The sequence below is a fragment of the Chitinophaga pinensis DSM 2588 genome (assembly GCF_000024005.1).
Classification (GTDB): Bacteria; Bacteroidota; Bacteroidia; order Chitinophagales; family Chitinophagaceae; genus Chitinophaga; species Chitinophaga pinensis.
Genome location: NC_013132.1, coordinates 1,991,589 through 2,003,731, shown reverse-complemented (window position 1 = coordinate 2,003,731; position 12,143 = coordinate 1,991,589). Strand labels below are relative to the sequence as shown.

General features: G+C 44.0%; 11 protein-coding genes. 5 read left to right on the top strand and 6 right to left on the bottom strand.

The window, feature by feature from the left end; genetic code table 11:
- Nucleotides 1-33 precede the first annotated feature (33 nt).
- Together CPIN_RS08345 and CPIN_RS08340 are read left to right on the top strand one after the other, a co-directional pair.
- Nucleotides 34-2,232, top strand: coding sequence for a glutamine synthetase III family protein (locus CPIN_RS08345; RefSeq protein WP_012789334.1), 2,199 nt, complete (start codon nucleotides 34-36; stop codon nucleotides 2,230-2,232).
- Between the two features lie 187 nt (nucleotides 2,233-2,419).
- Nucleotides 2,420-3,244: a hypothetical protein gene (locus CPIN_RS08340; protein ID WP_012789333.1), complete on the top strand. Its 825-nt coding sequence runs from the start codon at nucleotides 2,420-2,422 to the stop codon at nucleotides 3,242-3,244.
- A 76-nt stretch (nucleotides 3,245-3,320) separates the two neighbouring features.
- Here the strand turns inward: CPIN_RS08340 and accC are convergent, their stop codons facing one another.
- The 3 genes from accC to efp form a co-directional block, all read right to left on the bottom strand.
- Nucleotides 3,321-4,658: an acetyl-CoA carboxylase biotin carboxylase subunit gene (gene accC / locus CPIN_RS08335; RefSeq protein WP_012789332.1), complete on the bottom strand. Its 1,338-nt coding sequence runs from the start codon at nucleotides 4,656-4,658 to the stop codon at nucleotides 3,321-3,323.
- 108 nt (nucleotides 4,659-4,766) lie between these two features.
- On the bottom strand, nucleotides 4,767-5,240 hold the full coding sequence (gene accB, locus CPIN_RS08330) for an acetyl-CoA carboxylase biotin carboxyl carrier protein (protein WP_012789331.1): 474 nt from the start codon (nucleotides 5,238-5,240) through the stop codon (nucleotides 4,767-4,769).
- A gap of 53 nt (nucleotides 5,241-5,293) precedes the next feature.
- Complete coding sequence (gene efp, locus CPIN_RS08325) at nucleotides 5,294-5,860, bottom strand: elongation factor P (RefSeq protein WP_012789330.1); 567 nt, start codon at nucleotides 5,858-5,860, stop codon at nucleotides 5,294-5,296.
- A gap of 368 nt (nucleotides 5,861-6,228) precedes the next feature.
- Between efp and CPIN_RS08320 the strand changes: the two genes are divergently transcribed.
- The 3 genes from CPIN_RS08320 (at nucleotide 6,229) to CPIN_RS08305 (ending at nucleotide 8,488) form a co-directional block, all read left to right on the top strand.
- Nucleotides 6,229-6,744 (top strand): peroxiredoxin family protein, encoded by a 516-nt coding sequence (locus tag CPIN_RS08320; protein ID WP_012789329.1) that lies wholly within the window; start codon nucleotides 6,229-6,231, stop codon nucleotides 6,742-6,744.
- Nucleotides 6,745-6,826: 82 nt separating this feature from the next.
- Nucleotides 6,827-7,765: a malate dehydrogenase gene (gene mdh, locus CPIN_RS08315; protein ID WP_012789328.1), complete on the top strand. Its 939-nt coding sequence runs from the start codon at nucleotides 6,827-6,829 to the stop codon at nucleotides 7,763-7,765.
- A gap of 261 nt (nucleotides 7,766-8,026) precedes the next feature.
- Nucleotides 8,027-8,488 (top strand): MarR family winged helix-turn-helix transcriptional regulator, encoded by a 462-nt coding sequence (locus CPIN_RS08305; protein ID WP_012789327.1) that lies wholly within the window; start codon nucleotides 8,027-8,029, stop codon nucleotides 8,486-8,488.
- Nucleotides 8,489-8,543: 55 nt separating this feature from the next.
- On the opposite strand, the gene CPIN_RS08300 is transcribed toward CPIN_RS08305, so the two are convergent.
- The 3 genes from CPIN_RS08300 to CPIN_RS08290 form a co-directional block, all read right to left on the bottom strand.
- On the bottom strand, nucleotides 8,544-9,782 hold the full coding sequence (locus CPIN_RS08300; protein ID WP_012789326.1) for an MFS transporter: 1,239 nt from the start codon (nucleotides 9,780-9,782) through the stop codon (nucleotides 8,544-8,546).
- Nucleotides 9,783-9,820: 38 nt separating this feature from the next.
- On the bottom strand, nucleotides 9,821-10,465 hold the full coding sequence (locus CPIN_RS08295; RefSeq protein WP_012789325.1) for a DedA family protein: 645 nt from the start codon (nucleotides 10,463-10,465) through the stop codon (nucleotides 9,821-9,823).
- 131 nt (nucleotides 10,466-10,596) lie between these two features.
- Nucleotides 10,597-11,958, bottom strand: coding sequence for a dicarboxylate/amino acid:cation symporter (locus CPIN_RS08290; RefSeq protein ID WP_012789324.1), 1,362 nt, complete (start codon nucleotides 11,956-11,958; stop codon nucleotides 10,597-10,599).
- Between the last annotated feature and the right edge of the window lie 185 nt (nucleotides 11,959-12,143).

The window sequence follows — 12,143 nt, the reverse complement described above, 5'->3', positions numbered from 1 at the left end:
AAGACCGTTCTTTTGTATAAAATTATTTACAGCATGCAATCGTTACGCTTCACCGCACTGGAAGGCCTTTCTGGTGTTGATTTAAAAATCAAGCCCGAGCAACTCAACGGTACAAAGATCACCGAAGTGTTCGGCAGCAATGTTTTCGCAGGAAAAGTTGTGCGTGAGAATCTGAGTGATGAGGCTTATAAGAGCTTAATGAACTCTATTAAATCCGGCACCAAGATCGATCGTAAGATGTCTGAGCAGATCGCTTCCGGTCTGAAACAGTGGGCGATGAAAAAAGGTGTTACTCACTATACACACTGGTTCCAGCCGCTGACAGGTACTACTGCTGAAAAACATGATTCATTCTTCACCCTGAAAGGTGATGGTTCCGCTCTGGAAACTTTTGACGGCGATGCGCTGGTACAACAGGAGCCGGATGCTTCCAGCTTCCCGAATGGTGGTCTGCGTGCTACTTTCGAAGCGCGTGGTTACACTGCATGGGATCCATCTTCCCCTCCTTTCATCCTGGAACAGGGTCAAGGTAAAACTCTTTGCATTCCTACTATATTCGTTGCTTACACCGGTGAATCACTGGACTACAAAGCGCCATTGCTGAAAGCACTTTCTGCTATCGACAAGGCGGCTGTAGACGTATGTAACTATTTCGATAAAAATGTAACCAAGGTTACTGCTACCCTGGGTTGGGAACAGGAATACTTCCTGGTAGATGAAAGTCTGGCGAATGCCCGTCCTGACCTGGTAATGTGTGGCCGTACTGTAGTTGGTCATGCGCCATCCAAAGGACAGCAGCTGGAAGACCACTACTTCGGTTCTATTCCTGAGCGTGCCTATGCATTTATGCGCGATTTCGAAATGGAATCTTACAAACTGGGTATTCCGCTGAGAACCCGTCACAATGAGGTGGCTCCTTCCCAGTTCGAGTGTGCGCCTATCTTCGAAGAAGTGAACATCGCAGTTGACCACAACTCCCTGCTGATGGACGTGATGACGAAAGTAGGAAAACGTCACAAACTGAGAGTGTTACTGCATGAGAAACCATTCGCAGGCGTAAACGGTTCAGGTAAACACAACAACTGGAGCCTTGCTACAGATACTGGTGTGAACCTGCTGGCTCCGGGTAAAACTCCGAAGACCAACCTGATGTTCCTGACCTTCTTTGTAAATACCATCAAAGCGGTTCATGACTATGCAGACCTGCTGAGAGCTTCTATCGCTTCTCCAAGCAATGACTTCCGTCTGGGTGCTAACGAAGCGCCTCCTGCTATCATCTCTGTGTTCTCCGGTAAATACCTGTATGATGTACTGCAGGAGGTTAAAACCCGTGTAAACAACAAATTTGACGAGCAGGACGAAGCGATCCTGAAACTGGATCTGCACCGTCACATTCCAGAGCTGATGCTGGACAACACTGACCGTAACCGTACATCTCCTTTTGCCTTCACTGGTAACAAGTTTGAGTTCCGCGCGGTAGGTTCTTCTGCAAACTGTGCTTCTGCGATGACTGTACTCAACACAATCGTGGCTAAAACACTGGCTACCTTTAAGGTTGAAGTGGACGCCCTGATTGAAAAAGGCGAGAAAAAAGAGATTGCTATTATGCAAACTCTTCGGAAATATATTGTAGATTCGGAGAAAGTTTTATTTGAAGGCGACGGATACAGCGAAGAGTGGGAAAAAGAAGCTGAAAAGAGAGGTCTTGCGAACGTAAAAACCACTCCTAAAGCACTGGATGCATACGTTACCGAAAAATCAACTAAACTGTTTACTGAAGTAGGCATTTACAACGAGAAAGAACTGCATGCCCGTCATGAGATCCTGCTCGAGGACTACGTGAAAAAAGTACAGATCGAAGCCCGTGTTATCGGAGATCTGGCTACTAACACGATCCTGCCTTCTGCGATCACTTACCTGAACACCCTGATCACTAACATCAATGGTCTGAAAGGTATCGGTCTCGGTGACAGTGCTGTTAAAGCGCAAACACAGATCGCCTCTAAAATCGCTGAACACATCAATGTTATCAGTGAGAATGTACAGGCTATGATCGAAGCGCGTAAAGTAGCTAATAAAGTTACTGACAGCCGTCAAAAAGCTATAGATTATTGTGATAAAATTAAGCCGTACTTTGATGTTATCCGTTATCACGCGGATAAACTGGAGTTCCTTGTAGATGATAAACAATGGAGCCTCCCTAAGTACAGAGAGCTGCTTTTCTTGCGATAAAACCGTAAGATTGTTTTGGTGTATGATTAGCCCCGGGTATTTACCCGGGGCTTTGTGTTTTTATAAGTATTGCTTACCTTCAATACACTCTTAACCCGATACCCCTCCTACCCACTGTTTAAGCAATCTGAGCTGCTTTATTGATTCAAAAGGACACATTTCATTTATTACCCCTAAAAACTCCCTCATGAGAACACGTCTCAATTTTACTTTTCATGCGATGATCGCAGGTGCAATCCTATGTATGTTTGCTTCCTGTGGAAAAACAGACATCACGCCCGACTGTGGCGCGCCACTTTGCCAGATACAGTCATTTGAAGGTGATAACTACTGGTGGGAAGGGCATGTAGTCAATACCCTTACCTACAACAAAGCAGGTAATCCAATATTGCGCAGCCGTTCTGACCTGGCCACCGGCAACGAGAATGAAACTTACCGATATGATGCAAAACAAAGACTCACCGATCAAATCCTGCATTACGAGAATGGCGGTTATGGTGGAGATTTCAGAGAATGGCACCGGTTTAAATACCGTGGAAATCAGGACAGGCCCTATATGGACAGTCTGTACAACAATGGTACGATAGGCGATCATCCGATCCCCTATCCATTTCTGCCACCGTTGATTATCGTGATCTATTTTAACTATGATGCCAAAGGACGTCTCATAGAAGAGAATTCCTTTTTTGAAGATGGTGCCGGCTGGTATAAAAAGAAATACCTGTACAACAGTGCCAACAATCTGGAAAAGCTGGCAGCCAGCTGGGGATCAACAGGCTGGGTGGTAGATACCACTTATTACGGCCCTTATGACAATAAGATCAATTTCCTGCAGACGAATAAGGTCTGGCAGTTACTGACCCGTAATTACAGCGAAAACAACACACAGACCGCTGTTACTTACAATAAATATGGTCTGCCGCTGCAGTTCCCCAATGATCCGAAAGGAAAGCCAGTCTCCTTCCTGGATGCAGATTTAACGAATATGAAAATCGTTTACAAATGTAAATAGTGACAGGGCAGATTGTTTAAACAGAAAAGCCGGCATGTCTGAGACATGCCGGCTTTCTTTATATCGCACCGATAGCTTATACCAGTTTGAAAGTTTCTGTAAATTTGGTCGTAAAGTTACCTTTACGGAAGTTTTCATCACGCATCAGCTGCTGATGGAAAGGAATGGTTGTTTTCACCCCTTCGATCACAAATTCGCTCAGTGCACGCTCCATGGTGTTGATAGCTTCCTCACGGGTCTGTGCAATAGTGATCAGTTTAGCCACCATTGAATCATAATACGGAGGAATCACATAACCAGCGTAGATGTGGGAATCCACACGTACACCGTGACCACCTGGAATATGCAGGGTAGTGATCTTACCTGGAGACGGACGGAAGTCGTTGTACGGATCTTCCGCATTGATACGACATTCGATTACGTGCATTTCCGGTGTATAGTTCTTACCGGAGATAGGAATACCGGCAGCAATCTTGATCTGTTCTTTGATCAGGTCAAAATTGATTACCTCTTCTGTTACGCCGTGTTCTACCTGGATACGGGTGTTCATCTCCATGAAGTAGAAGTTACGGTGTTTATCCACCAGGAACTCGATGGTACCAACACTTTCGTAATTGATAGCTGATGCTGCTTTGATCGCTGCTTCACCCATTTTCTCACGCAGTTCAGGCGTCATGAAAGGAGAAGGAGATTCTTCTACCAGTTTCTGGTGACGACGCTGGATAGAGCAGTCACGCTCACTGAGGTGACATACTTTACCATATTGGTCGCCTGCTACCTGTATTTCAATGTGACGAGGTTCTTCCACGAATTTCTCCATGTAGATACCGTCGTTATTGAAAGAGGCGCGGGCTTCATTTTTAGCCATGTTGTAGGCATTCTCCAGCTCTTCGTCTTTCCATACCACACGCATACCTTTACCACCACCACCAGCAGTTGCTTTCAGGATGATAGGCAGGCCCATTTGTTTGGAAAGTTTCTTAGCTTCTTCCAGACTCTGGAGGAGGCCTTCAGAACCTGGGATTACAGGTACACCTGCTGCGATCATTGTTTCTTTCGCAGTCATTTTATCACCCATTTTACGGATCATCTCCGGAGTCGGGCCGATAAATTTGATACCGTGTTCGCCACAGATCTCTGCAAAGCGCGCATTTTCTGCGAGGAAACCGTAACCTGGGTGGATTGCATCAGCGTTGGTTATTTCTGCTGCCGCCATCAGGTGAGGTATATTCAGATAGGATTCGCTGCTTTGTGGTTTACCTATACACACCGCTTCATCTGCAAACTTTACGTGCAGACTATCTTTATCTGCGGTAGAGTAAACAGCCACCGTTTTGATACCCATTTCCTTACAGGTGCGAATGATACGCAGGGCGATCTCTCCACGATTGGCAATCAATATTTTCTTAAACATGTTTTTTCAATAGGTTAAAGAAAAGTAATAAACCTAAAAGGTTGGAAAACTATGAGGCATGGAAATTTCCTTCCTTCTCATAATATTCCAACCTTTTAAAGAATTAAATTATGGTTCTACCAAAAACAAAGGCTGATCGTACTCCACAGGGGAAGCGTCGTCTACCAGTACCTTTACTATTTTACCGCTCACTTCACTTTCGATTTCATTGAAGAGTTTCATTGCTTCAATGATACAAACCACTTTACCTGAAGTTACGTCATCGCCGACATTCACGAAAGAAGGTTTGTCCGGACCAGGGCTACGGTAGAAAGTACCGATCATTGGAGATTTGATAGTCACCAGGTTATCAGCTTTTGCTTCAGCTTTAGGCGCTTCTGGCGCTGCTGTTGCCTGAGCTACAGGTGCGGCCTGTGGTACTGGCTGATAAACCGGAGCAGCTACTGCGGGAACAGCGTAAACCGGCTGTTCATTATCTTTTTGTTTTATTGTAATCTTAAACTTGTCCTGCTCTATGCTCAGTTCACTGATATTGGACTTATTGACCATTTTTACCAGCTCCTGAATCTGTTTAAAATCCATGTAGACAGTTTTTGGTTTAGTTAATGCTTGTAAGTAGATAATATGGACTAAAACTATTCTTTTACTCTCTCGATGTATTCACCATTCTTGGTGTTTACTCTGATAAGTTCACCTTCGTTTACGAACAGTGGAACGTTTACGGTAGCACCGGTTTCAACGGTAGCTGGTTTCAGCGTACGGGTAGCTGTATCACCCTTCAGACCTGGCTCGGAGTAAGTAACTTTTACAACGATCTTGTCAGGCAGTTCTACGCTCATTGGTTGTTCAGTCTCGGTGTTGATAGAAACACCTACTTCCTGGCCTTCTTTCAGGAACTGAGGGGCATCGATCATCGTTTCTGGTAAAGCGATCTGCTCGAAAGTCTCATTATCCATGAAGTTGTAACCACTGTCATCCTGGTATAAAAACTGGAATGCCTTCTTCTCAACACGCACAGGGTATATAGTGTCGCCTGAGTTCCAGGTGTGTTCAATAGATCTGCTATTGTCAACACCTTTCAGTTTAGCCCATACTTTAGCAGCGGCACGGGCTGTTTTGTTCTGACCAAACTCTACAACAGAATATAAGCTGTTATCCAGCTTTATAATCAATCCTGTTCTGATATCTGCAGTGGTAGCCATAAAAGGATACTAAATTTTATAAAGTTAAAAATACGTTAGGACTGCAAAAGTAAGTCATTCTGACAAAATCCCTCATGGAACTGATCGCTTCCTGATTTGTTTTAGTGTTATACAGAGACCCTCTTCTTACCTATTATTTTTTTTAGGAATGCAAACATAGTGTAAGGAAGGGTAATCTAGTAATTTTTTTATAAAAAATTCGAAACTATGTCCCTACCTGCCGCCAAAGGTACCCCTATGGTCCTTATTTAAGTAGAATAATGCCTCAAAATAAAGGTTATGAGACGCTTAGCCCTGGTTTAGGCTATTACAAAATTCGATACCTTTAGTCTGATACAAAACTCAAGCGTTCAAAATTAGACTAACACATGAAGCGTTTTCTGACCATCTTATGCTGCTGCCTGCCTTTTTTATTACAAGCGCAGAGCAAATCTAAAACAGCAGTCGGACCAACAGACCAGCCACCTTATCTGCAATTTCCAGTAGTGCCTAACTACAAAGTCACCTTGCCGGACGGACATATAATTAATACAAAGGATAGTCTGAAAAAGAACGAAAAGACGCTTGTCTTTGTTTTTAGTGTAGATTGTGATCATTGTAAACACCTGACCCAGGAAGTATTACAGAACATCGACAAGTTCAAGAAAACACGTATCCTGATGCTGACGCCATTCCAGCCGGAACAGATGAAACAGTATTATAACAGTTACAACATCAAAAATTACCCGAATATTATAATGGCCAGTGAGCCTACCCGCCAGATCATGTATTTCTACAATCTGCATTACTTCCCCGGACTGTTTGTCTATGACAAAAAACAAAAGTTCGTGAAAGGCTTTGAAGGCACGGTAAAAATGGAAGAATTGATGACATATCTTAATTAATCCATTGCGGGCCTGTTTCAGTGGCCATTGGTTACATTTGTTTTATCCTCATATTCTTCACCTCTTAAATTTTATACAAACGATGAAAGTTACTGTCGTAGGAGCTGGCAATGTAGGCGCAACCTGTGCTAATGTACTGGCCCACAGAGATTTCTTGCAGGAAGTTGTGTTATTGGATATTAAGGAAGGTACAGCAGAAGGAAAAGCGTTGGATACCTGGCAGCAGGCCCCGATTGATTATTATAGCACGAAGGTGACGGGTGTTACTTCTGATTACACGAAAACGGCTAACAGCGACGTAGTAGTGATCACTTCCGGCTTACCCCGTAAACCGGGTATGAGCAGGGATGACCTGATTTCCACCAATGCCAATATCGTTAAGTCAGTTACGGAAAATATCAGCAAATACTCTCCGGATGCGGTGATCATTGTTGTGAGCAACCCACTGGATGTAATGACATATTGCGCATACCTTACTGCACAGAAAGACAGCAGCAAGGTATTCGGTATGGCCGGTATCCTGGATACAGCCCGTTACCGCGCATTCCTGGCAGATGAAATCGGCTGCTCCCCTAAAGACATCCAGGCCATCCTGATGGGTGGTCACGGAGATACCATGGTGCCACTCCCACGTTATACGACCGTATCAGGTATACCGGTCACAGAACTCGTTGCTCCAGATAAACTGGAAGCTATTATTCAGCGCACTAAAGTAGGTGGAGGAGAAATCGTTAATCTGCTGGGTACTTCCGCCTGGTATGCACCTGGCGCCGCCGCCGCCCAGATGGTAGAAGCTATTCTGAAAGATGAAAAGAGAATATTCCCTTGTTGTGCATGGCTGACCGGCGAATATGGCCTGAAAGACATCTACCTCGGCGTTCCCGTTGTACTTGGTAAAAACGGTATTGAAAAAATACTGGAACTCCAGCTGAACGACAGCGAAAAAGAACTGTTGAATACCTCTGCCATACACGTTAAGGAAGTCATGGACGTGCTGGACAACATGAAGGTCGTAGCCTGATAATAATATATTGATCCTAATATAAAAGGCTGACTTTGTAGCCAAAAATGCCCGGCTATAAGTCAGCCTTTCTTTATGCCCCTTTTTGAGTATAAACCCTCTCTTTTCCCCTTCTCTCCTGCTATCCCCGCAATAAATACTTTCCGGTCACTAAAAAGTTTCATTACATTCGTTTCAACGGCTATTATACAAAACCTGCTGTTTTGTTTGCCAAATGCATGATTGATTATTCGTATTTTTAACCCGACTACATTCTCACTTATGTCAAACATAGAAAAACTGATCTCGCAGAAAAATTTTACCAGCGAGTATAATAAAGGGTTAATTGGTCTCATCTTCGTCGGCAACTGGATAGTGTCACGTCATCAACAATTCTTCAAGAAGTTTGACATCACCATGCAGCAATACAATATCCTGCGCATATTGCGCGGACAGCATCCTAAGGCAGCTAATATCAATACGTTAAAAGAAAGGATGTTGGATAGGATGAGTGACGTTTCCCGCCTTGTTGAACGTCTTCGAAAAGCTGGATTAGTAGAAAGAAAAAGTAGTGAAGTAGATCGCAGAGCCGTGGATGTACAGATCACCGAAAAGGGATTGGCGCTGCTGGAAGTAGTCGATCAGGACCTTCCTGATTTAGAAGATTCTCTGAAATTATCGCTTACGGAAGAAGAAGCTGCGCAGCTAAACCTATTGCTGGACAAGATTCTCACACGCTTTTAACAGCAGTGAAGAGCGTACTGATTGAGTAGTATTACTCAATCAGTACGCTCTTTTTTTATATTTTCTCTACGTAATTAAGGTCTTTCCCAAAGGTCTCTTCAACGGTATAAGCCGCCACAATCGCAATCGCGATACAGATAACACCCATAATCACTCCACTCTGCAAATAGCTTACATAATGCTGTAAGCCTTTGAAGCCCATAGTAATTAACAACAACATCCCTCTTGCAAAGTTAGGTACCGTGGTAGCTACCGTTGCACGCAGATTAGTACCGAAACTCTCTGCTGCAATTGTTACAAAGATGGCCCAGAAGCCGACACTAAAGCCCAATACACAACAAACGGTATAGAACAACCATTCCTCTGCCGCGAAAAGATTCAGATAAAGGGCCACACAGGCGGCGGTCAGTCCCAGGAAGATCAGCATAACCTGTTTCCGGCTTTTTAACAGCTGACTCAGATAGCCGCTGGAGAAGTCGCCCAGTACCAGTCCCGCATAACAGAATGCTACTGCATTACCAGGATCGATCGGCGATTTTACCCCCATCTCAATGGCAAATTTATTAGAGAAAGCCACAAGAATACCTACTACAAACCAGGTAGGGGTGCCAAGCAGGATACATTTCAGGTATTTAACAAAACGCTCTTTGTTATTAAACAATGCAAAGAACTGGCCTCTGCCGGGTGTTTTACTTTCAGCGGTCTGATTGAATATATGTGACTCCATCACGCTGATACGCAGGAATAACAATGCCAATCCCAATCCACCGCCGATAAAGTAGCAGTAACGCCAGTCGGGCACCAGTTTAGCTATCAGGTTAGCTGCTACTGCACCAGACACGCCGACAGTAGCGACGATCATCGTGCCGTAACCTCTTTTCTCCTTGGGAAGTATTTCGGCTACCAGTGTAATACCGGCGCCTAATTCACCGGCAAGTCCCAGTCCGGCAACAAAACGCCAGAACAGGTAACCGGTAGTTCCCGTAACAAATCCATTGGCAATATTAGCGACTGAGTAAAGCAGAATGGACCCGAACAACACTTTCAAACGACCTTTCTTATCTCCTACGATGCCCCAGAAAATACCGCCCAGCAGTAATCCCAGCATCTGAATATTGATCAGTAAGAGTCCGACGCCGGTATCAATTTCTGACTGAGGTACGCCAAGGTCTTTCAGACTTGGCACCCGGACGATCGTAAACAGCAAAAGATCATAGATATCCACGAAATAACCCAATGAGGCGACTAAAACAGCCACATTGAAAATCGTTGAGGTGCTCTTACCCGGTTTCATAACAGTGAAATAATTATTAGTCCATTCACATCACATGATCAGGATGTGGATGTTTTGCTTTTTCCAAAGAATAGTTTAATAAGAACAGGTAATGTAGTAATAATAATTAATATAATTACGATCAGCTCCAGATGTTCTTTTAAAGAAGGAAAAGCTTTATCTAGATAATGACCAGCCAGCATCATGGAAAACACCCAGCAGAAAGAGCTGATGATGTTGAAGAACATGAAACGTTTCTGTTCCATCTGTACGATACCCGCTACGATCGGAGCGAATGTGCGGATAATCGGCAGGAAGCGGGCCAGGAAGATAGCGCCGCCGCCATATTTTTCATAAAATTCTTTTGCCTGGTAAAGGTGTTTCTTTTTAAAGAAGAAGGTATCCTTTCTGTTAAAGAGCAGAGGGCCTGACTTACGGCCAAACCAGAATCCGACATAGTTACCAATAACTCCCGCCAGTGCAATCATCACCATGATCAACACGAATGGTACGTTATAAAAACTTTCGCTCAGCAGTCCGACATAGATACCAGCTACAAAAAGCAATGAATCTCCTGGAAGAAAGAAACCAACAAAGAGGCCGGTTTCTGCGAAAATGATCAGCAGTAATAAATACAGTCCACCGTGATCAATGATCCACTGGGGGTTAATAAGGTGCTTGAATAACTCTATAAACTGGTCCATATGTTCTTTATAATCTCGAAATCAGGTACTAATATAGGTGCTTACACTGCCTTCCTTTCGCATCACATGCCTGTCCGGCATTGTATTCCACAGATAATGGGCAAAATAAGCATAAAACTGTTATTGATTTGTTATACTTCCTTTAACTCGCCTGCCGGTTCGGTTCCCAGTGAGTTTTCCCATTTGGAAACAACAGCAGTAGCCATTGCGTTACCAATCACGTTGGTTGCAGAACGTCCCATATCCAACAGGTGATCTACGCCGAGCAGCAACAATAAGCCGGCTTCCGGAATATTAAACATAGATAATGTACCGGCAATTACCACCAGGGAAGCCCTTGGTACACCTGCAATCCCTTTACTGGTGATCATCAGTACCAGCAACATGGAAATCTGTTGTTCGATACCCAGGTGCATACTATATGCCTGTGCTATAAAGAGACTGGCGAAAGTCATATACATCATGGAGCCGTCCAGGTTAAAGGAATAACCTAATGGCAGTACGAAACTGACAATACGTTTATCGCAACCGAACTTCTCCAGTTCTTCCATGGTACGCGGATACGCCGCTTCGCTGCTTGCTGTGCTGAAGGCCAGCAATAACGGATCTTTTACCAGACCAAGCAAGGTAAATACCCTGGATCCCAGTACGACAAATCCTGCAAAAGCTAATACGATCCATAATGCAGCAAGACCTACATAGAACTGTCCGATGAATTTCCCGTAGGTCAGCAGAATGCCCAGCCCCTTTTGTGAAATGATTGCCGCCATGGCGCCAAATACGGCGAATGGGGCGAAGTTCATTACATATCCGGTTACTTTCAACATGATATGCGCCACGCTGTCCATGAATTTCACAACGATATCGCCGGTAGTACCGATAGCAGCAGTAGCCACGCCAAAGAATAATGCAAATACGACGATCTGCAGAATTTCGTTGTGTGCCATCGCGTTAATCACGCTATCCGGAAATACGTGCTGGAAAAAACCTTTGAGCGTCATGCTGGAGGCAGCCACCCCGCTGCTGGCATGTGTATCAGGTAAAGGCAGGTTCAGGGAGTGGCCAGGTTGCATAATATTTACCAGGATCAGTCCAAGGAAAAGAGAAACGAAAGTAGCCGAAATAAACCATAACATCGTTTTACCGCCTATACGTCCTACTGCCTTAATGTCCCCCAATTTAGCCACACCCACTACCAGCGTGGAAAATACTAGCGGAGCAATGATCATTTTTACCAGTCGTAAAAATATATCAGTAAGAATCGAAATATTATCTGCGAATTTCAGAATAGTGGTCTCTCCGGTCTTGCCCCTGCCTGTATTCAATCCTGTGATGTACCCGGTCAGTCCACCATGGATGCCGTTGTCAGTTATCGTCTGCTGAGCGCCACCACCGTACATTTCGGTGTAGTTCACGTTCACTATGTATCCTGTGAGGATACCCAATACCATGGCTATGAATATAAATAAGGTAAGCCGGTTGGATCTCTTCATTCCTTGCCTTTTAATTACAATTAATATTTATGCTAAACGCTAAAATTCCCCAAAAATAAGGTTAGTACTGTAAAGTTGTAAGTTCATTTGTAAAATAAAAGCTGAGGGTTTGCTTTTTGATATTTATATTTGGCGATCTGTAATAAAACGAAACAACAAAACTAAACCACTTAAACGTCAACCAC

Bases quoted from the DNA above. Each gene is read 5' to 3' on its own strand.
- accC (WP_012789332.1), bottom strand. From the start codon at position 4,658: ATGTTTAAGAAAATATTGATTGCCAATCGTGGAGAGATCGCCCTGCGT.
- accB (WP_012789331.1), bottom strand. From the start codon at position 5,240: ATGGATTTTAAACAGATTCAGGAGCTGGTAAAAATGGTCAATAAGTCC.
- CPIN_RS08300 (WP_012789326.1), bottom strand. From the start codon at position 9,782: ATGAAACCGGGTAAGAGCACCTCAACGATTTTCAATGTGGCTGTTTTA.
- CPIN_RS08290 (WP_012789324.1), bottom strand. From the start codon at position 11,958: ATGAAGAGATCCAACCGGCTTACCTTATTTATATTCATAGCCATGGTA.
- CPIN_RS08345 (WP_012789334.1), top strand. From the start codon at position 34: ATGCAATCGTTACGCTTCACCGCACTGGAAGGCCTTTCTGGTGTTGAT.
- mdh (WP_012789328.1), top strand. From the start codon at position 6,827: ATGAAAGTTACTGTCGTAGGAGCTGGCAATGTAGGCGCAACCTGTGCT.
- CPIN_RS08320 (WP_012789329.1), top strand. From the start codon at position 6,229: ATGAAGCGTTTTCTGACCATCTTATGCTGCTGCCTGCCTTTTTTATTA.
- CPIN_RS08295 (WP_012789325.1), bottom strand. From the start codon at position 10,465: ATGGACCAGTTTATAGAGTTATTCAAGCACCTTATTAACCCCCAGTGG.
- CPIN_RS08340 (WP_012789333.1), top strand. From the start codon at position 2,420: ATGAGAACACGTCTCAATTTTACTTTTCATGCGATGATCGCAGGTGCA.
- CPIN_RS08305 (WP_012789327.1), top strand. From the start codon at position 8,027: ATGTCAAACATAGAAAAACTGATCTCGCAGAAAAATTTTACCAGCGAG.
- efp (WP_012789330.1), bottom strand. From the start codon at position 5,860: ATGGCTACCACTGCAGATATCAGAACAGGATTGATTATAAAGCTGGAT.